General features: G+C 30.6%; 19 protein-coding genes. 8 read left to right on the top strand and 11 right to left on the bottom strand.

Annotated elements, in window-relative coordinates; all coding sequences use genetic code 11:
- Nucleotides 1–15 precede the first annotated feature (15 nt).
- The gene (locus CLCOS_RS12190) at nucleotides 16–1,260 is read left to right on the top strand and encodes an HAD-IIA family hydrolase (RefSeq protein WP_013239936.1); all 1,245 of its coding nucleotides are present in this window, start codon (nucleotides 16–18) and stop codon (nucleotides 1,258–1,260) included.
- Between the two features lie 140 nt (nucleotides 1,261–1,400).
- Here CLCOS_RS12190 and CLCOS_RS12195 read toward each other — a convergent pair whose 3' ends face one another.
- Both CLCOS_RS12195 and CLCOS_RS12200 read right to left on the bottom strand, forming a co-directional pair.
- Nucleotides 1,401–2,093 (bottom strand): LrgB family protein, encoded by a 693-nt coding sequence (locus CLCOS_RS12195; protein WP_013239937.1) that lies wholly within the window; start codon nucleotides 2,091–2,093, stop codon nucleotides 1,401–1,403.
- Nucleotides 2,090–2,449, bottom strand: a complete 360-nt coding sequence (locus tag CLCOS_RS12200; RefSeq protein ID WP_013239938.1) for a CidA/LrgA family protein — start codon at nucleotides 2,447–2,449, stop codon at nucleotides 2,090–2,092. The genes CLCOS_RS12195 and CLCOS_RS12200 overlap by 4 nt, the downstream gene beginning before the upstream one ends.
- A gap of 337 nt (nucleotides 2,450–2,786) precedes the next feature.
- On the opposite strand from CLCOS_RS12200, the gene CLCOS_RS12205 reads away from it, so the two are divergent.
- Complete coding sequence (locus CLCOS_RS12205) at nucleotides 2,787–3,734, top strand: LysR family transcriptional regulator (protein WP_242834158.1); 948 nt, start codon at nucleotides 2,787–2,789, stop codon at nucleotides 3,732–3,734.
- Nucleotides 3,735–3,881: 147 nt separating this feature from the next.
- Here CLCOS_RS12205 and CLCOS_RS12210 read toward each other — a convergent pair whose 3' ends face one another.
- Nucleotides 3,882–4,508, bottom strand: a complete 627-nt coding sequence (locus CLCOS_RS12210; RefSeq protein WP_063600092.1) for a flavodoxin family protein — start codon at nucleotides 4,506–4,508, stop codon at nucleotides 3,882–3,884.
- A 224-nt stretch (nucleotides 4,509–4,732) separates the two neighbouring features.
- On the opposite strand from CLCOS_RS12210, the gene CLCOS_RS12215 reads away from it, so the two are divergent.
- From CLCOS_RS12215 to CLCOS_RS12225, 3 genes are all read left to right on the top strand, one after another.
- Nucleotides 4,733–5,089 carry a winged helix-turn-helix transcriptional regulator gene (locus tag CLCOS_RS12215; RefSeq protein ID WP_063600091.1) on the top strand — a complete coding sequence of 119 codons (357 nt, stop codon included), beginning with the start codon at nucleotides 4,733–4,735 and terminating at the stop codon, nucleotides 5,087–5,089.
- Nucleotides 5,090–5,273: 184 nt separating this feature from the next.
- Nucleotides 5,274–6,080, top strand: a complete 807-nt coding sequence (locus tag CLCOS_RS12220; protein WP_063600090.1) for an amino acid ABC transporter substrate-binding protein — start codon at nucleotides 5,274–5,276, stop codon at nucleotides 6,078–6,080.
- Nucleotides 6,081–6,100: 20 nt separating this feature from the next.
- Entirely contained in the window at nucleotides 6,101–6,739 is a 639-nt protein-coding gene (locus CLCOS_RS12225; RefSeq protein WP_013239943.1) for an amino acid ABC transporter permease, read from the top strand.
- A gap of 18 nt (nucleotides 6,740–6,757) precedes the next feature.
- Here the strand turns inward: CLCOS_RS12225 and CLCOS_RS23000 are convergent, their stop codons facing one another.
- From CLCOS_RS23000 to thrC, 4 genes are all read right to left on the bottom strand, one after another.
- Entirely contained in the window at nucleotides 6,758–6,880 is a 123-nt protein-coding gene (locus CLCOS_RS23000) for a hypothetical protein (protein WP_023162169.1), read from the bottom strand.
- Between the two features lie 492 nt (nucleotides 6,881–7,372).
- Nucleotides 7,373–11,095 carry a helicase-exonuclease AddAB subunit AddA gene (gene addA, locus CLCOS_RS12230; protein ID WP_242866874.1) on the bottom strand — a complete coding sequence of 1,241 codons (3,723 nt, stop codon included), beginning with the start codon at nucleotides 11,093–11,095 and terminating at the stop codon, nucleotides 7,373–7,375.
- Between the two features lie 115 nt (nucleotides 11,096–11,210).
- On the bottom strand, nucleotides 11,211–12,275 hold the full coding sequence (locus tag CLCOS_RS12235) for a sensor domain-containing diguanylate cyclase (protein WP_063600089.1): 1,065 nt from the start codon (nucleotides 12,273–12,275) through the stop codon (nucleotides 11,211–11,213).
- 373 nt (nucleotides 12,276–12,648) lie between these two features.
- Nucleotides 12,649–14,139, bottom strand: coding sequence for a threonine synthase (gene thrC / locus CLCOS_RS12240; RefSeq protein WP_013239947.1), 1,491 nt, complete (start codon nucleotides 14,137–14,139; stop codon nucleotides 12,649–12,651).
- Nucleotides 14,140–14,691: 552 nt separating this feature from the next.
- Here thrC and CLCOS_RS12245 point away from each other — a divergent pair.
- Entirely contained in the window at nucleotides 14,692–15,843 is a 1,152-nt protein-coding gene (locus tag CLCOS_RS12245; protein ID WP_063600088.1) for an aminotransferase class V-fold PLP-dependent enzyme, read from the top strand.
- 49 nt (nucleotides 15,844–15,892) lie between these two features.
- Here CLCOS_RS12245 and cbiM read toward each other — a convergent pair whose 3' ends face one another.
- The 3 genes from cbiM to CLCOS_RS12260 all read right to left on the bottom strand — a co-directional run bounded on the left by cbiM (nucleotide 15,893) and on the right by CLCOS_RS12260 (nucleotide 19,080).
- A complete protein-coding gene (gene cbiM, locus CLCOS_RS12250; RefSeq protein ID WP_063600087.1) occupies nucleotides 15,893–16,891 on the bottom strand; it encodes a cobalt transporter CbiM in 999 nt (332 codons plus the stop codon).
- A 281-nt stretch (nucleotides 16,892–17,172) separates the two neighbouring features.
- Entirely contained in the window at nucleotides 17,173–18,024 is an 852-nt protein-coding gene (gene lipA, locus CLCOS_RS12255) for a lipoyl synthase (RefSeq protein WP_063600086.1), read from the bottom strand.
- Nucleotides 18,025–18,096: 72 nt separating this feature from the next.
- Entirely contained in the window at nucleotides 18,097–19,080 is a 984-nt protein-coding gene (locus CLCOS_RS12260; RefSeq protein ID WP_013239951.1) for a lipoate--protein ligase, read from the bottom strand.
- Nucleotides 19,081–19,246: 166 nt separating this feature from the next.
- Here CLCOS_RS12260 and CLCOS_RS12265 point away from each other — a divergent pair, with 166 nt between their 5' ends.
- Together CLCOS_RS12265 and CLCOS_RS12270 are read left to right on the top strand one after the other, a co-directional pair.
- Complete coding sequence (locus CLCOS_RS12265; RefSeq protein ID WP_063600085.1) at nucleotides 19,247–19,882, top strand: hypothetical protein; 636 nt, start codon at nucleotides 19,247–19,249, stop codon at nucleotides 19,880–19,882.
- Nucleotides 19,883–20,216: 334 nt separating this feature from the next.
- Nucleotides 20,217–20,420, top strand: a complete 204-nt coding sequence (locus CLCOS_RS12270) for a cold-shock protein (protein WP_013239953.1) — start codon at nucleotides 20,217–20,219, stop codon at nucleotides 20,418–20,420.
- A 129-nt stretch (nucleotides 20,421–20,549) separates the two neighbouring features.
- On the opposite strand, the gene sdaAA is transcribed toward CLCOS_RS12270, so the two are convergent.
- Nucleotides 20,550–21,422, bottom strand: a complete 873-nt coding sequence (gene sdaAA, locus CLCOS_RS12275) for an L-serine ammonia-lyase, iron-sulfur-dependent, subunit alpha (protein WP_063600084.1) — start codon at nucleotides 21,420–21,422, stop codon at nucleotides 20,550–20,552.

Genomic DNA, 21,422 nt, shown 5'->3' on the forward strand with positions numbered 1-21,422 from the left:
TAAGGAGCGAATAATATGATATTTGATGCATTTGATGCATTTCTATTTGATTTAGATGGAGTGATTTATATAGGAAATAAGCCTCTTCCAGAAGCAGTAGAATCTCTTGAAATACTTCGTAAAAATCAGAAAGCAATTCGATTTTTAACAAATAATCCATGCACAACTCGTAAAAAAATAGCAAAACGATTAAATGCACTTGGAATAGAAGCAAATAGTAATGAAGTGATTACATCAGGCTGGGTGACCGCTCAGTATTTACAAAATAAGAATATAAATAATGTATTTGTTCTTGGTGATGAAAACTTAAAATGGGAATGTCATCAGGTAGGCATTAATACTAATGATATAGCTGATGCAGAAGCAGTTGTTATAGGTTGGGATGATGATTTACGCTTCCATGATATTAAAAAAGCAGTGCAATTAATTAATAACGGTGCAAAATTTATAGGCACAAACAGTGATAATAATTTTCCAAGTACAGATGGTCCATCACCTGCAGTTGGGTCAATTGTGAAAGCTGTTCAAGTAGCAGTAGAGAAAAAACCTTTAATTATAGGAAAGCCACATTCATATATGTTTAAAAAAGCTCTAGATAATTTAAAAACATCATCTAAAGTAGTAATGATAGGTGATAATCCCTATACAGATATTTTAGGGGCGCATCAGGCAGGAATATCAGCTATTTTAGTATCAAGTGAAAAAACAAACAAATTTCCATCTGCTAGGGATTTTCATAATGCTGATGCTACTATTGCAAACCTAAAAGGTTTATTTGACAATAATGTAACCATAAAAAAATGGAGTTCTCCTCATTTTCCATGGCCTAACGATGGTGTTAAGGCAGGAGTTGCCGGTATTATATTTGATAAATCTCAAAGGGTTCTTTTGATGAAACGTACTGACAATGGATTATGGGGAATCCCTTCAGGTCATGTTGAACCTGGAGAAACTGTAGAAGAAGCAATTATAAGAGAAATTAATGAAGAGACTGGTTTAAAAGTTAAAGTAAATCGATTAATTGGCATATATTCTGATCCTGTTTCACAAGTTTTTTCATATCCAAGTGGAAAAGTTAATCATTTTATTACAACTTGTTTTGAATGTGAAGTTGTAGGTGGTAAATTAATTAAAGAAGGAGAAGAAACCTTAGATGTAGATTACTTCGATTTTAATTATTTACCAAAAAATCTTTTACCAATGCATCCAAGATGGCTTAAAGATGCCTTAGAAAAAGAAAGAGTTTCATATATACGTTAATTAATGTTCTATACTCTATGTTAAAAAAATATATAAGGTACTTTATACTAAAGATGCAATTAAAAGCCTAAATATCATGCCAAAAGTACCATTTTTTAAAGGTATTTTTGACATGCTCATGTTTTTTATATGTATCATCTCTACATGAAATTAGCAAATATTGATGCACCAATTACTGTTAGCAAACCAGATACTACTATAGCCACACTACTCATGGCTCCTTCAACTTTTCCCATTTCCATTGCTTTTGATGTTCCAATAGCATGAGAAGCAGTTCCAATAGCAATTCCTTGGGCAATTGGTTCATTAATGCGAAATATCTTGCAAACTACTTCAGCAAGCATGCTTCCAAATATTCCTGTAATAATAATAACTGCTACTGTAATTGTTACATTTCCACCTAACTCCTCTGAAATACCCATACCAATTGCAGTAGTAATAGACTTTGGTAATAATGTTACATACTGTTCATGTGTAAATCGGAAAAGCATGGAAAACAAATATATACTCCCAAGACTTGATATTACTCCTGATAAAACTCCTACCATAATAGCTTTTATATTGCTTTTTAGTAATTCAAGTTGTTGATATAGTGGTATTGCCAGACATACCGTAGCGGGAGTTAACAAATAACTCAAATATTTTGCTTCATCATTATAACTTTTATAGTCTACTTTAAAAATAACTAAAATAGCCATTACAAATACAATCGAAATAAGTAATGGATTTAAAATTGGCTTACGAAACTTTTGATAAAGAAATAATCCTATTTCATACCCAATAATACTAACCAATACTCCAAAAAATGCCGAACTGCATAATAATTCTTTCAACTTTTGCTCCTTCTCTCAACTCTAATCATAAGCTGTGTAACTTTTCCTGCGATTACCATCACAATTACTGTAATTAATATCGTACTGACGATAACGGGAATACATATATCCTTTAGTGCTTTCCATGAAACTAATAAACCAGCCGCGGCAGGTATAAACATTAGCGGCATAATTTCTATTAAAAAATTTCCAGTTTCTTTTACTTCTTCAATGGGAATTATATTTTTCTTTAATGCAAAAAGCATAAGAATCAAACCATATATGCTTGCAGGAATAGGTAAAGGAATGATATATTTTAACACCTCTCCAATAAAGGTAACTGTCATAATAATTCCAAATTGCCAAATATACTTCATATAAACACCTCATCTAAATTGGTAATGACAATTCAGAATTGTACAACCTCTAACTTTCCATGTCAAGCAAATTTTAAAAATGGTACTAAAAAAAATATTTCACTAAATACACAGCACTTCTTGTAGTTCAAATTACAACTTTCAATTTGTAATCAAAATAAATTTAAATTTTGTACACTAATTCAAATATTCTTTTTGATTCATAAAATTATTCAATTTTCTTATAAACTTTACTAATAAATTGATATTATTATTTTTTTGATATATAATCAAATTTATATATTTTAGTTAATATATAAATTTCATTTATGCAGAGGTGAAGAAATTGTTTCAAATCATGAATTATGTTTATGAAGTATATAAGTGTGGAAGCTTCTCAAAGGCATCAAAAAACTTGCATATGACGCAACCAGCCTTGAGTATTGCAATTCGTAAACTGGAACAAGAAATTGGTCAACCTTTATTTCAGCGAAAAACATCACCACTTAAGTTAACTGATGCAGGACGCATATATATGGAGAAAGTGGAAAAAATTATATCAATGGAACAAGAATGCACTGATTACTTTCAAAACTTAAATGAGGTCAAAGTTGGAAAAGTTACAATTGGTGGTGCTATTATATCTATGACCTACTTACTTCCTGAACTTATTGTTGGTTTTTTTTATCAATATCCAGGAATTGAAATTGCTGCAAAAGAAGCATCTCTTCCAGTACTTAAAAGTATGCTAGCAGATGGAAACATTGATTTAATTTTAGACACTAATTGGTTTGAAGAAGACATCTTTCAATCCATTCCTTTATTTACAAACCAAGTTTTACTTGCCATACCTTTGAATCTTTCTGTAGATAGAAAAATTTTTGCTTGCGGCATGACATCCGAAGAAATCAGATCAAACAAACATCTTTCTCAGAATCAACCAGCCATTGACCTATATAATATGGGGAATCTTCCTTTTCTTTTGCTAGAGCCAACAAATGAAATTTTCGGAAGGTCAAAGGCAATTTTTAATTATTATCATATTGAACCATTAGTAAAGATGTCATTTAATCAACAGATGACTTCCTTTGAATTTGCTTCAAAGGGGCTTGGAGCCGTTTTTATTTCGGATACCCTTGTCAAGTGTTCCCCTAATGCACAAAATCTTCGCTTTTATAAACTTAACTGCCCCATGCCAAAACGGGAAGTCTCCATTGCCTATAGCAAAAAGATTTATGTTACCAAAGCAACTCAGCGTTTTATTGATTACACTACTGAATTTTATAAAAGGAAAATTAACCATTGAGCTAGTATTACTTTAGTAACTATTTTGTTGAGCCAGTGTTACCCGACTCAACAAAATAGTTACTAAAGTACAAAGAGAGTTTTAATTATACTTCTTGTATTGAGATAATACTCAATACCCCACTATAAATTGAAATTTATAAAAACGCTAACGGATGAAATTTGTGCAAGCGGATTTTTCTGTTGTAGGAATGTTAATACCTTGTTCCTTACCAAGTTGAATACACTTAAGAAGCCATGCCATGTTTCTTCCAATGTTACGCATGGTCTGTAATCCTTCTAAATCTTTCTTCACATCTTCAGGAGTAAAGCCATGCACCATATTCCAATAAGTAGATGACACAACTGGCATCTCTGCAATGGTAAAGTACTTGTTCAGCACATCTATAGAAGCTGTAGTTCCAGCACGTCTTGCTGATGAAATAGCAGCAGCTGGTTTGTGTCTAAATACAGATGGTCCAGCATAAAACAATCGATCTAAAACCGACAATAATCGTCCACTAGGATGCGCAAAATAGACTGGTGTACCGAATATGAAGCCATCTGCATGTTCTGCCTTCTTCAGTAGCCCATTGATCCCATCATCATCAAATACACAAGAACTGTGTAATTCCTGACATTTATTGCAGCCAATGCAGTCACGAATTGGCTGATTACCAATATGGACAATCTCGCATTCAATTTGTTCTTCTCTCAAAACCTTTGTAATTTCTGCTAATGCTGTATAAGTACATCCATTAGATCTTGAGCTACCATTCAATAATAAAACTTTCATTTTTTCCTCCTTATTCTATATGCCCATACTGTCAGTACAGACAGCATGCTGCTATGTGATTGTATTTTTAATCTTGAAATAGTCATATTCTCAATGAATTGACACCCTTTCTTGGTTTAACTATAATTATATCGTAAATAATCAACTTAGCAATAATGCACTTTTTTGTTATACACTATACTTTTGGTTTAATACTATACTATTAGATAGTAAGGAGATATAAGATGGATAAAGCTAAATTGGAAAGTTATAACTGCGCAGTAGAAGCGGCAATGGATATTGTTGGAGGAAAATATAAAGCCATTATAATATATGAACTGATTGATAAGACGTTAAGATACAATGAAATTCAGAAGCGTATTCCACAGGCAACACCAAAAATGCTCAGTCACCAGTTAAAAGAACTGAAGAACGACGGCATTATCAATCGTGTTCTTTATCCTGTGGTCCCTCCTAAGACAGAATACTCACTTACTGAACTCGGTAAGACATTTGTTCCTATAGTAAAATCGCTTTGTAAATGGGGCGAAGACTACTTCCGATTAAATGACGTACCAATACCATGTAATAAATCAAAATAACTTAACAGAAAGATCTGTAAACTAACGTTTCTCATAAATAACAACACTACTTCCAATGCAATTACAGCATCATTATTAAACGTAATATTTTATAACTATAATTAATTTACTAGTTTACAAATTTAGCACGGTAAACTATAATATTTATTATAATTAATTTAATATAAATTGGGAGGTCTGTGAAATGAAAAAGAAATTAGGAATTTTAACTTTGGTAATATTTTTGCTTGGAATAATGCTTACAGGATGTGGACAAGGCCAGAAATCAAGTGATAAATCCTGGGATGATATAAAATCAAAAGGTCAGTTTGTAGTTGGCCTAGATGATAGTTTTCCTCCAATGGGCTTTAGAGATGAAAAAGGTCAAATCGTAGGATTTGATATAGATATGGCCAAAGCAGCTGCACAAAAAATGGGGGTAAAGGTAGTTTTTAAACCAGTAGAATGGGATGGCATTATACTTAGCTTAAATAACAAAGACATAGATGTTATATGGAATGGTTTGACTATAACTGATAAGAGAAAAAAGCAAATAGCATTTTCAAAAGTATATCTTCAAAATAAGCAAATAATTGTAGTAAGAAATGATTCTAACATAAAGAACAAAAAAGACTTGTCGGGTAAAACAGTAGGTCTTCAAATGGGAAGCAGCAGTGAAACTGCATTGAATTCAGACGCTGCTACAGCAAAATCTCTAAAGAATATTAGAAAATATTCTAACAATACAGAAGCATTACTTGATTTAAACCAGGGTCGTATAGATGCAGTTGTTGTAGATGAAGTAGTAGGAAGATACTATTTACAAAAGAAACCTGGCTTATACAAAATACTTGAAGATAACTTTGGTAAAGAAGACTACGGTGTTGGTATAAGAAAAAGCGATGAAAGCTTTAAAGAAAAACTTGATGAAGCATTAGATTCAATGAAAAAAGATGGAACGGCAAATAAAATATCTCAAAAATGGTTTGGCAAAGATATAATTGCAAAATAATTGGTTAGGATGTGATTTATATGTCTGATATCATGGACATTACAGGATTTATACTAAGTGGAAGCTTAATAACTATACAACTATTTTTTATAACGGCTATTTTTTCTATCCCCTTAGGATGCCTAGTAGCCTTAGGGAAAATATCTAAAATCAAGCCCATAAAGGCTGTACTCAGCTTATACACCTGGGCTTTTAGGGGAACACCTTTACTTTTACAGTTGTTTTTCACCTATTTTGGTCTTCCTGTAATTGGCATAAGATTATCTCCCTTAGCAGCTGCAAGTATTGCTTTTACTATAAATTATGCCGCATACCTGGCAGAAATTTTTAGGTCAGGTATTGAATCAATAGACAAAGGACAATTTGAAGCTTCTAAAGTTCTAGGTATGAATTACTGTCAAACTATGATAAAGATAATAATTCCCCAAGCCATTAGAAATGTAATTCCTCCTGTTTGTAACGAAAGTATCAATTTAATAAAAGATTCTGCTTTAGTTGCAACTATAGGTGTGGGAGATCTTCTAAGGGCAGCAAAAGAAGTAGTTACTCGTGATTTTACAATTACTCCTTTTATAATAGCTGCTATACTATATCTTATTTTAACCTCAGTTTTAGTTATGGCCTTTAGAAAATTAGAAAAAAAATATTCTATTAATTAATATTTAAATCAAGTCCTGCTATTTGGTGCTAACAGGACTTGATTTTTCATTTTCTTTGTTTTCTTTGCTATTTTCCAAACATTCCTGTAAACATTCTTCTATTACTTCCATAGTAATCTCAAACTTATTATTATCCTCCAAATTTGGCCCTCCACATCAATTTAATATCATATTACTATAGTATTAACAATATCAAAAAGTGTTAATACTTATATTTAGATTATAATTATACTCATAAAATTTATCTTTATTTTAAGCTTTATGTTAGAAAATATACTTAAACGAAGCAACTTTTCAAAGGACAATTGACAGATAACAAAGGACAATGAAGGTGAGTTTTCCTCCTTATGTCAGAAAACTAATTTATTTTTAAGCGATGTTTTGCTAAAGCAAAACATCGCTTAAGTGGTATCTAAAATCTATGATTTTCAGATAATTACTTACTAAAAGAGTACCTATGAAAAACAAAAGAACATAAGTTTCTTTTAAATTGAAGATTTTTTGCAGTATAGCGGAGAAAAATCCTCCTTCACTGTCCTCTGTCAATTGTCCTATGTCCTCTCAAAAATATTGTTTCCCAATATTTTTAAACTGCGAAAGTTGAGTATATAATACATAAAGCTAAAACTTTAATTACATTTCAACTAAGCTGTTGTTGAAAAATAAGTAGAGATATTTATTTTTTACTTTCTTACCAGTTAATTTTTCAAGTGCCCTTGCATAATAATAAATTTGGTTTTTGTATTTATCTTTTATATCATCTATATCATCTACATAATCTGTCTTATAGTCTATAAGCACTAATTCTCCATTTTCTTCAAAATAGCAATCTATTATTCCTTGAATAATTATTTTTTCATCTTTATATATTTTATCTGGAAGCTCTTTATATAATTCATTACTTTCTATTTCCATATAAAATGGAGTTTCCCTATAGATATTCTCTGCCTCTTTCATTCTGCTTCCAATTTCAGAATTAAAGAACTTCAATATTTTACCTAGGGGTATTGACTTAACTTCCTCTTCCCTTATAAATTCCCTCTGGACCAGTTTACCTACCTGTTCTTTTATTTCATCGTAAGAATTAACTTTTTTTATATCAATATGCTGCAAGATTAAATGCAAAAGAGTTCCTCTTTCAGCAGCTGTCATACCTTTTTTCTCTCTTAAAAAAAGTGGTTTTTTTAATTGTACCAATTCCACCAAATTCGCACTATCTTCTATATCATTCAAATCAAACCTTCTCTTTAACTCTGATACAGAAAATTTAGCAGGTATCTTACAAGCTTCCTCATATTTATATTTCCAGTTAAGCCTTCTATGCACTTTATCCATATATTGTCCATCATATTCGGTTAAATTAAGTTCTTCAATTTTACCCAGTATATCTACATCTTCCTTTTCTTGAGATACAGTTTTAAAATCATCTTTTTTATAAATATTTATCTTCCATCTAGAACTGTCCCCTATAACTAGATTTAAATTATCTTCAATTTTAGAAATTTCTCTTATAGGCTTTCCACATGGATGCTTAGCCAGTGCAGCCCCTATCCAATCCAAAAAATTTCTAGCACTTATAAGTGAATACTCAGGAAGTTTATTTCCTTTATAAGAAGCACATTCACACCATTTTTGAGTTGTTTTTTCAATATTATTTACCATTCCAGTTATTATAAGTTTTTCTTTTGCTCTGGTAAAGGCAACATATAATATTCTCATTTCCTCTGAAAGAGTTTCTACTTTTAGCTTTTTTCTAAGTACCTGTTTCATAACAGTAGGATAACATATATGCCTTTTTACATTTACATAATCCGGCCCGAGACCTAACTTTTCATGAAAAAGTACTCCTTTACTCATATCCATCAAATTAAACTTTTTTCCTGCACCAGAAAGTATTACTACAGGAAATTCAAGCCCTTTGCTTTTGTGAACACTCATTATCCTGACTACATCTTCATTTTCTCCTAGTATTTTTGCACTTCCTAAATCCCCACTGCTATTTTTAAGTTTGTTCATAAAATTTATAAAATTAAAAAGTCCTTTGTAACTGCTCTTTTCATACTGTTTTGCTCTTTCAAATAACATCCTTAGGTTTGCCTGCCTCTGAATTCCCCCAGGCATAGCACCTATAAAACCGTAATAGCCCGTTTCAGTATAAAGATGCCATATAAATTCATCTATTGGCATATACTTTACTTTTTTTCTCCAGTTGTTAAGTCTTTTCAAGAATTCACTTACTTTATATTTCAAGCCATTTTCCACATACTCTAATGATATATCTGATTCAGGGTCATTTTCCGAAATTATCTTTAATATGTCATAAAAATGCATTTTTCTATCTACCATTCTCAAATCTATAAGTTCCTCTGGAGAGAAGGATTCTATAGGAGACCTAAGCACAGCTACAAGTGGAATATCCTGAAGTGGATTATCTATTATTTCAAGTACTGATATTATTGTCTTTACTTCTATATTCTCAAAATATCCGGCAGATATATCTGCAAATACAGGCACTTCTAAACTATTAAGTTCTTCTACAAAAATAGGAGCCCAATTTTGCGTGGCACGCATTAATATTACTATGTCTTTATACATTACATTCCTATAGGACTTCGTATTTTTGTCATATACTTTTAGTGGCTCTACTTCTTCTTTACCATTTATGAGCTCACTTATTTTCTCTGCTACAAGCCGTGCTTCTACCTGAACATTATCTAAAACTTCTTCATTTTCTTGAATTTCTTCACTTTCTTCTTTTTTATCTATTATATTAACCTCTATATCTCTACTATAGTTTCCAGATGAGTTTTCATAATCTGCTGAACTTTTTAAGCTTTCCTCATCCGTATAATCTAATTCTCCTACTTCTCTACACATTATTTGTTTAAACAAATAATTAGTACCTTCTATTATTTCTTTTCTACTTCTAAAATTTTCAGATAATTTTATTTTTCTGTTTTCAGCCGTCTTTTTTTCAGAATAACTATTATATTTCTGCAAAAAAAGTTCAGGTTTAGATTGCCTAAATCTGTATATACTCTGCTTTACATCTCCTACCATAAACAAATTTGAGTCTTTTGATTTTCTACTTATCATATTCATTATAACTTCTTGAACTTCATTGCTATCCTGATATTCATCTATAAATATCTCCTCAAAATATCTCCTATATTCTAAAGCTGCCTCCGAAGGAACTATATTTCCCTCCTCATCTCTATCTGTTAATATTTCAAGACAAAAGTGCTCTATATCACTAAAATCCAGTATCCCTCTTTCCCTTTTTTTCAAGCTGTAACTTTTATCAAACTCTATTACAAGAGAAGCCAGACACTTCATCATAGGATATACTTCCTGCATATTTTTATACATATTATCAGAACCTAAAAATATATCTTCTTTTATACTATTTAACTTCTTTTTAACTTCATCCCTTACATTCTTAGCCCTTTCCTTCACTTCTTTAACTTCATCTTTTACTCTTTTAGTGGAAAGCTTGTCAAAACTCAATTGTAAAAACTTTTCTTTTAGTTCTTCCCAAGAATTTAAAAGCAATAATTCCTTTATATTTTCATAATCTTTTTTAAAAGTATCTGCATAGTGCTCAAGTCCCTCTATTCTTTGGATTATGGTAAGTTCTCTTTCTATTCTATTCTTGCATTCCTTAACCTCTACCTCTAGGCTGTGCATAATTATTTTTGCCCAGTGGGTATGTCCAAAATCAAAGTTTTCTTTTACATTAAAATTTTCTACTGCTTGTCTTAACCACTTTTCAGGCCAAGGATTACTTTTTGAAAATTCATAGAGAGAAAGTACCATGTCTTTAAGCTTAATATCATTTTTACTTTTAAAACCGTCTACAAGTTTTAAAAATTCTGTATTTTCTATATCATATTTCTCATCGAAAAGTTCCTCAAGTACATCCTGTTTTAAAAGAACTGCTTCTGTACTGTCGCATATTCTAAAATTAGGGTCTAAATCTATTAAATGAAAATTACTTTTTATAACCTTAAGACAAAAAGCATGTATAGTAATTATATTAGCCTGATTTAAAAGTGTCAGTTGTTTTTGAAGATTTTTTGATCCATAATTTGATTCTAACAGTTTAGAAATTGCCTCCGCTATTCTCTCTTTCATTTCAGAAGCTGCCGCATTTGTAAAGGTAACAACTAATAATTTATCTATATCCACATCTTCATCAATGCTTGTTATCTCCTGTATTATTCTCTCCACTAGCACTGCTGTCTTACCAGTTCCCGCACCCGCTGATACTAATAAATTACACTTAGGAGTAAAAATAGCTTCTCTTTGAGATTCTGTCCAATTTGTATCCATATGTACCACCTTACTAAAATTCATTGACGGTTTCCCCCTAAAGGATAGCGCCTTTCTAAGTGCTTAAAGCACTAATCATCTTGTTAATAGGCATCAGGAGGGAGTTAAAACTCCCTCTGATGCCAATAACTATACTTATTTAATAAACCACTTTATTCTTTCCAGAATTTTTTGCTCTGTACAAGTTCATATCAGCCCTTCTTATTGTATCTTCAACATCTTTATTCTTATTTGTGCATACTGCTATACCCATTGAAACCGTTACATAAGACGAGGCTTCATTATACTCTACAGCTTTCTTTTTTATAAGCTCTCCTATATTTATCATTCTCTCATATACAGACATGGAATCTGTAATATTATACATATATATTATAATTTCTTCTCCTCCATATCTAGCTACCATATCCTCGTCTCTTATACTATCTTTTATTATATCACTTACTTTTCTCAGCACCCTATCTCCATATTGATGCCCAAATCTATCATTAAAACTTTTAAAATCATCAATGTCAATCATTACAATAGCAAAACCTTTGCCACAGTCTTTTACCTTTTCTCTTATCACCGAAAAAAAATAATTTCTGTTAAATAGACCTGTTAAAAAATCCTTTTGAGAATTTTGTTTTATCTTGTTATAAAGTTTATTATTTTCTATACATATAGCTATCTGATTGGTAAGTGCAGTCAATAACTTCATATGTTCGTTATTTAGATAGTTATATATATGATGTTCAACCACGATAACACCTAATAGATTATCTTTTAAATATATAGGCATGAGTATGGAAGAGTGAATTTGAATATTATCATATATATATATATTATCAATACAATTTACTATGCTAGCATTTAGATTACTTATATTTCCTTTATTGTAATCGTTAATACTATAGTGATGTTTTGTATTAGGCAAGTTTGTAGATTTTAATTGAAGTTTTCTATTCTCTAAAAGATATACGCTTGAATAAGTTACCCCTAGAATGCCTATCATTATATCATTTATTATAGAAACTATTTCTCCTCTACCTATTCGCTTGTTTATATACTGACTTATCTCAACTATCAAAGATAACATATCTAGTTTTTTATCTAACTCTATAATCTTTATACTTTGTTTTTGTATAATTCCTTCAGCCATCTTTTGATAAGCTTCATACTCATTTTTAAGTTGATTATATTCATCTGATAATGATGTCAACATAAAACTCTCCCCTATTAAAAATACATATCTAAGCCAAAATTTTCTCTATAAAAGTATATATTCACAAGAAAATTTTTCCTCATGAATATATACAACAATTCCTCATACTATATTATTATAAATTAATATAAACTGCTCATGCTATTTTATTAGTTTCTCTACAAAAAATAATTTTACACTAATTTTCAACTACCTTCTAATTTTATATTATACTACTGTTTATAAATACATCCTAGCATTTTCATACATTATATATCGAATATTTATAACTTTAATTTTCAATATTCGACTTACTATTGTACTTATATTGATGTATATTTTATGTTATTATATGTAAATTACTTTTTCGTAAAAAATGGAAAGTTATCTCCAATTATACTAAGAATTTTCTAATCTCATCTTTCATCTGTTGTTTTTCACATACAGTACTGTGAATAACTTCACTTTTCATTAGTTTCTCTATAGGTTTAGGAATTTCGAGAGAAGCAGTTTTGCTCATTACTTCTATAAGGTCAAAATCTTTTTGATTCTTATACTTATCGTCTAAAGCACTCATTACGGATTTTGTAAATTTAAAAGGACTTGCAGTAGAAACAATAATGGTTTTTGTGTCATCTCCTGTATCCTGAAAATACTTTCTATACACGGAATAAGCCACTGAAGTATGTGTGTCCATTAGGTATTTATAATCTTTGAAGACATCACTTATGGAGTGAAGTGTTTCCCCTTCGGTCGCAAATCCACCATAAAATGGTTTTAATTCTTCTTTCATATTTTCACTTACACTATACTTCCTATTTTTATTTAAATCTTTCATTAATCCCTGTACAACTGAAGAATCCTTCCCACTTATATCATATATGAATCTTTCAAGATTACTGGATATGAGTATATCCATAGAAGGAGATATAGTTACTATAAATTCTCTCTCAGCATCATAAATTCCACTTTTTAAAAAGTCATATAATACTTTATTATCATTTGAAGCACATAAAAGCTTATTTATAGGTAGGCCCATTTTTTTTGCATAATAGGCTGCAAGTATATTTCCAAAATTACCTGTAGGAACTACAAAATTTATTTTTTCTCCTAATTTTATTTGCCCCTTCCTTAAAAGTTCCATATATCCATGAAAATAATATACTACTTGAGGTATAAGTCTTCCTATATTTATGGAATTGGCAGAAGAAAACATATAAGACTTTTCATCCAATTCTTTTTTTAATTCTTCATCATTAAAAATTTTCTTAACTTCAGTCTGGGCATCATCAAAATTTCCCTTTATTCCTATAACTTTAGTATTTTTGCCTACCTGGGTAACCATCTGTCTTTTTTGTATATCACTTACCCCTTTTTCAGGGAAAAATACTACTATTCTTGTATCCTCTACATCTGCAAAGCCTTCTAGCGCTGCCTTTCCTGTATCTCCAGAAGTTGCTGTAAGTATAACTATCTTTTTATGTAAATTTTGTTTTTTTGCAGCAGTCTGCATTAGATGTGGTAGAAGACACAATGCCATGTCTTTAAAAGCTAAAGTTGGTCCATGAAACAACTCTAAATAAAACACATCCCCAACTTTCTTTAGTGGCACTATTTCATCTGATTCAAATTTATTGTCATAAGCTAGGTCTATGCACTTCTTCAACTCATCTTCAGTAAAATCGGTGAAAAACTTTCCGATTATGCATAAAGCTAATTCCTTATAAGTCATATTTTTGAATTTTTGTAATTCTTCTTCATTCACAGAAGGTATGCTGTCTGGAACAAACAATCCACCATCTTCTGATATTCCTTTTAGTATAGCTTGAGATGCAGTATAGTTTCCATTTAATCCTCTAGTACTGTTATAATGAATTTCTTTCAAGTGTATCTCTCCCTTTTCTATAATTTTTACTAAAATATTTATACCTATATAATAACATACGAAATATAACTTGAAAATTACAGTTATATTAATTTATAAATTTATAATAATTCTACATATCCTTTACATATCAAATTTCCCCCTTTTAACTCTCTATAATAAAGTTATAATATAATTATAGGAGTTAAAAACAAAGCTTCTTCGCAAGTTAAGAATTAATAATGAAAAATTAATAGTGAAAGACGATTTTTAGCTATCGCAAAAAATCTTTAATTTATATAAATCAGCAATGTTTCGCTTTAGCGAAACAAGTGATGAAAAGCTTAATCAAAGATTTTTTATAGTGTAACGGAAAAAAATCCACATTAACTATTAATTCTTCATTCTTAACTATTAATTCTTCATTCTTAACTATTAATTCTTCATTCTTAACTATTAATTTAAAAAATTACGTCGCAATATTTTTATATTAAGTCAAAATTTCGTATGTACAAAAGTTGACTTAATTATATTTTATAAATCTAGGGAACCTAAAGAAAGGAGATAATCATATTGGGAATTTATTTAGACAATGCTGCTACATCTTACCCAAAACCACCTGCAGTTGTAGATGGAATTTCAAATTTTATGAAGAACATAGGAGCCACTGCAGGAAGAGGGGCTTACAAATCAGCTATTGAAGCTGATAGACTTGTATTTAACTGCAGAGATAATATATGTAAGTTATTTAACGGTAAAGACCCATCTAACATAATCTTTACTTACAACATAACAGATTCACTTAATCTAATAATAAACGGAGTTTTAAATCAAGGAGATCATGTTATCACAAGTAGCTTGGAGCATAATTCTGTATGGAGACCTTTAAAAACTCTTGAACGGGACAGAAGTATAGAAATATCTACTCTTCCCTGCACAAATGAAGGAATATCAAAAGCCTGTGACATAGAAAAATTAATAAAAAAAAACACTAAGCTAATTGTATTCACTCATGCTTCTAACGTGCTCGGAACTATTCAACCTATAAGGGAAATAGGAGCTATAGCCAGGAAACATAAAATTCTATTTTTAGTAGACAGCGCCCAGACAGCCGGAGCTTACCCTATAGATGTACAAAAAGACAACATAGATATTCTTGCCTTCACAGGTCATAAAAGTCTTTTGGGACCTACTGGTACAGGAGGGCTTTTAATAAATTGCGATACTAATTGTATAAGGTCATTAAAATCTGGAGGAACCGGTGAAGATTCGAAAAATCCATACCAACCTGATTATTATCCTAATAAATTAGAAGCAGGAACCTTAAATGTAGCTGGAATAGTTGGTTTAGGAGAAGGAATTAGATACATATATGATCTAGGAGTACAAAAAATAAGAGATAAAGAAAATGAAATAATTGAATATGCCCTTAAGAGATTAGAGGAAGTTCCAGGAATCCATATATATGGTCCAAAAGATGCGAAAAAAATAGTAGGTGTCATTTCGTTTAATATAGAGAATATGTCTGGTGAAGATATTGCTTTTAAGCTGGATAAGGAATATGACATAATGATAAGAGTTGGATTTCATTGTGCTCCAACAGCCCACAGGATAATGGGAACTTATGAAATTGGTGCTATGAGAATAGGTATTGGATATTTTAATGAAAAGCAAGATATAGATGCATTAGTAAATGCTTTAAAAAATATAGTTTCTGAAAAATAAAAAAGCCCCCTTTTTAATTTGTTTATATATGAAAAAGGGGGCTTTCCATTTATTTATTTACTTTAACATTTTTATTATCTATATCCACCGCGTTTTTTCTTAAAGAAGATATTACTTTAAACACAATCATTATAAGTGCAACTCCCGCCACTGCTGAAATAATATAACCTACAACATCATTCATTCCTTTTACAGAATAGTCCGCTGCAATAGCATTAAAGTGTATACCATTTTGAAATCCTTTAGGTATGTACCCTATAAGTGACTTCATACCTTCTGAATCCCATTCACCCCACGCATCTCCAGCAGCTAAAAGTCCTAGAGGACATAAAACTATTAAAATTGCCAAAAGTCCATAAAGTGGTTTTTTATTTCCAATTTTGTCTTCATATACAACATCTGGTGACATTTTCTTCACATAAGCGTATACTGCTGCAGTTATTGCCCCCTCAAGTATACCTACTAAAAGATGAGTTCCTACCATTGCTGGTACAGCCACATTTAAACCATAAGGACAATAAAGTGCCTTTCCAGCTGCATCTGTAAATAATAAAGGCTGTAGGCCAAATTCAATGGATGCCATAAAAGATGCCGCCACAATTCCTACATATCCACCTATAAAAGCTGCAATATATTCTCCTTTAGGGCTCTTTACTCTATTTTTTATAATACTATATATGGTATACCCTACAAAAGGCATTATAAAAGCCATGTTAAAAGTATTAGCTCCAAATGCAAGTATTCCTCCATCTCCGAAGAAAAGTGCCTGTATAAGTAGTGCTATAGTAACTGCAATAGTTGCTGCATAAGGTCCAAGTAAAATTGCTATCAAAGTTGCCCCTACTGCATGAGCTGTTGTTCCTCCTGGTATAGGTACATTAAACATCATTATAAGAAAAGAAAATGCTCCGCAAACACCAAGCATAGGCATTTTCTTGGGACTTATTTCACTTTTTACCTTTTTTACGGCCTTTGCCCAAACTGGCAGCATTACCACTGCCATAACAGCACAGGTTGATGGACTTAAATAATTATCTGGAATATGCATAATAAAGACCTCCTAGAATTTTAAAAAAAATATACGAATTTATCTTTCTCTTATATATCTAGCAATTTATATGCCAATTTTCTATATATTTTTAATAATTTTTCACAACCTTCTCAAATAGATGTTAATAGTGGGATAAGCTTTAATATTTAGTTTTAATATTTTGTGCTAAGAAATTTTTTTAAGTCCATTGGTATCAAAATGATACAAAATTTATATCAAAATGAGATTATGTTTCAATTTTATCTCATTTCGATATAAGTAGAGTTTTTGGCATCAGATTAGTTTTCAATCATTTCTTCTGCATGATAGGAACTTCTTACTAGTGGGGAAGATGATACAAATTTAAAACCCAACTCTAAAGCTATTTCTTTATACTTTTTAAATAGATCAGGATGAACATACTCTACAACAGGATGATGTTTTGAAGAAGGTGGTAAGTACTGACCTATTGTAACAATGTCACAATCCGCCCTTCTTAAATCCTTTAATACTTCTATAATATCTTCTTCTTTTTCTCCAAGCCCCAACATAAATCCTGATTTTGTTAAAATTGAGTTATCCATAATCTTAACTCTTTTTAAAAGTTCCAATGAACGCTTGTAAACTGCCATTGGTCTTACTTCTTTATATAGAGCAGGTGTAGTCTCTACATTGTGATTTATTACATTAGGTTTTGAATCCACTACCTTTTTAAGTGCAGTTTCATTTCCTTTAAAATCCGGTATTAAAACTTCTACTGTTATATTTTTATTAAGCTTTCTTATTTCTTCTACAACATTAGCAAAATGAGAAGCTCCTCCATCTTCTAAATCATCTCTTGTAACAGAAGTTATTACCGCATATTTCAATTCTAGTTTATCCACTGCTTGTGCCACATTAAAAGGTTCTTTTTTATCAACTTTTTCAGGTTTGCCTTTAGTTACATTACAAAAAGTACAATTTCTAGTACAATTTTTCCCAAGTATCATAAAAGTTGCCCTGCTTTTATTAAAACATTCCATTCTATTAGGACAATTTGCCTCACCACATACAGTATTTAAAGAATATTTTTTAAGTATATCCTTTACATCCTGGGAAACTTGTCCGCCTCTTATTTTTATTTTTAACCACTCAGGTTTTCTCTTATACATAAAATACAATCCCCCGCTTCTTCTTTAAAATATGCTAATTTTTTAACACATCTCCACAAAATTAGTATACTACTATTTAAACATAACCTCCATAATATCTTTTTTGTTTATATTATGCATATATCTTTCCATGTCTACGTTTTCAAGTGATTTCAGAATTTCTTCTTTTTCATACTTAATTCCTAGAAACTCATTTTCCAATTCACTAATCTCGCAACTGCTGAAAAAATCTCCAAAAAATTTTATATTGTCTATAATACCTTTTTTTACATATATATTAACCTGTACAATTCCTCCTGGAAATTTTTTCTGGTTGGAATAATTAAACTTTTTAAGATGTCCATAATTCCATTCCCACGTCTTATATTTATGATAACATATTTCTTTTATTTTTTTCCATTCCTCTTTTGAAAATATATATATTTTAGGATTTTCATCTTCACTTATAACTGATTTCATTAAAAATTCTTTGAATTCAATTATAGTCATATCACTTTTAATATAATCATATATATTCGTAACCCTGCTTCTTACAGATTTAACAGCTTTATCTGAAAATTTTATAGGGTTTACGTAAAGAGCATCATTCAAATTTTTCATATTAACAGAAAACAAAATACTTCCATGATGCAAAATTTTATTTCCATGTTTATATTGGGCATTTCCTGAAATTTTTTTACCATCTATAACCAAATCATTTCTACCAGAAAGCTCTGCGTTTATAGATAGCTTTTTCAATGCTCTTATTATAGGATACGTAAACTTACTAAAATCCGCAAAAGCATTGTTTTCGCCTACAGATATAAAGGTAAAATTTAAAGTTCCCAGGTCATTGAATATAGTTCCTCCCCCTGACATTCTTCTTACTACTGATAAATTATGCTTTTTTATATAGTCTATGTTTATTTCTGAAAGGGTATTTTGATTTTTGCCTATTAAAACACAGGGTCTGTTTCTCCAAAGGATAAAACAATCCTCATTGAATGTTTGCATTACATATTCTTCAATTGCATGGTTCATATATGGATTCGTATTTTGGTGCTCAATAAATAACATTTTCATTACTCCTTTTTTAGAATAGACTTTTCACTAGCGTTTATCTACAAAGCTACCTAAAATGAATTATACACAATAAGTTTAATATTTAAAAGTAATTATTCAGTAATTAAATTATATTTCGATACTTGTAATATATACATAAAAAATGTAAGAAGGGGTTATTGTGGATTCAATTACAATTAACAAATCAATTTCCTGTAAAGCCAAGTATAATGTCAGCGAGCATAAAACTTCATCTAGTCACGATAATACTTCAAATTTTAAAGACAAAGATGATTCAAATATATCCAAAGATGGAACTGTAATCTGTAACTTTTTCAACCGCATTGAAAGTTCTAGTGAAGACAATGCTAAGCTTTCTTCTCTATCAAAATATACTTCAGAATATAAAAAGATAAAAAAAGAAATTTTATTTGGTGCTTATGGAAGTGATACTAAAAAGTACATGAGTTTGCTTGACAATGCATTTAAAGACACCTTAGATAATTTTTCAAATTCATTTATCAAATCACTTACTAAAAACACTACGAAAAACACTATGAAAATGTCTTATTCATCACTAATTAAATTTCAAAAACAATACGAAACGGGGACAACCCTAACCTGGATGTTTAGAGAAGAAAATAAAGAGGTACTACGTAAAATAGATTATTATAAGAGAAAAAAAAATAGCCAAATGGTAACTTCTTTGACTCAATTAAGCCATACTTATAACCATATAATAAACAATATCTCAAATACAACAACTATGATAATGGACAATATAAATGACTCTTTTAATTCAAATAAGCTTACATAAGAGATCCCTTTAACGCCTAATGTCTAAAAGGATCAAGTAAAAATATTTTTAATACATTACCGTAAATTAACAATGTATTAAAAAGTATTAAATGTTAAATACTAATACTAATAAAAAAGTTTTTAATTGCAGCAAAATTATTTTAAAAATTACTTTGATTATAGAGTCAAATTAATGTATAATATGTTTATTAGGTAACATCAATATTTAATGTGAAATTTTAAGATTTGTTGTTAATTTTACATTTTTGTGTTATACTAATGTAATAATAAACACCGATATACAAAATCAAGCTATATCAATTATAAGTGTTTTATCTTTAGGAGGATAATAAATGAAAATAGGAACAGTAAAATGGTTTAACTCAGAAAAAGGATTTGGATTTATTGAAGTACCTGGCGAAAATGATGTTTTCGTACACTTCACTGCAATCCAAAGTGATGAACCAAGAAAAAATCTTGAAGAAGGTCAAAAAGTTCAATTTGATGTTGAAGAAGGACCAAAAGGTCTTCAAGCTGCTAACGTTGTAAAACTATAATTTATAGCTTACAATATTAGAATAAAACATCTTAACATAAATGAATAGAATGTTTTACCACCTCTGAATAAAAGGTGGTTTTTTATACCTTTGAAAAAAGGGATATACAACTATTTGTATATCCCTTTTTTAATTTCCAAGTACCTGCTTTTTTAATTTAAGGCCAGTTTCTGTAACTGCAAGTCCTCCAAGTGCTGTCTCCCTAAGTGCACAGGGAAGTTGTTTTCCAACCCTATACATTGCCGAAACAGTATCATCAAAAGGTATTCTACTGTATACACCTGCCATAACCATATCTGCTGTAGTTAGTGCGCTTACAGTTCCTGAAACGTTTCTCTTGGCACAAGGTACTTCTACAAGACCTGCTACAGGATCGCAAACTAATCCTAATACATTTTTTATCACTATAGCACTGGCATTTAAGGCTTGTTCTGGAGTACCGCCCATCATCTCAACTACTCCTCCTGCTGCCATAGCAGCTGCAGAACCACACTCTGCCTGACATCCACCTTCAGCTCCTGACATAGTGGCATTTTTAGCTATTATCATTCCAATTCCAGTTGCTGTGAAGAGCGCTTGAATCAATTCATCCTCACTCTTGTTTAGCTTTTCTCCTGCACTTATTATTGCCGCAGGTATTATTCCACAGGAGCCTGCTGTAGGTGCAGCCACTATCTTTCCCATAGCAGCATTAACTTCCGAACATGAAAGCGCCCTTGCCATTGCTTTTATCATAAAATCTCCAGTTAAACTTTTTCCTTCCCTACAATAATTATTTAATATGTAAGCATCCCCACCTATAAGTCCGCTTATAGATTTTACTTTGTTTTTCATACCATATTCTGCAGCATTTTGCATTACTTTAAGATTTTTTCTCATCTTCCCTAAAATTTCTTCCCTGCTAGAATCTCCCCTTTTAATTTCTTCCTCAACTGTATATTCCCATATTTTCATACTTTTTTCTCTACATATTTTTATAAGTTCATTTCCGGTATTAGCCAT

Source organism: Clostridium coskatii (genome assembly GCF_001675205.1).
GTDB lineage: Bacteria > Bacillota > Clostridia > Clostridiales > Clostridiaceae > Clostridium_B > Clostridium_B ljungdahlii.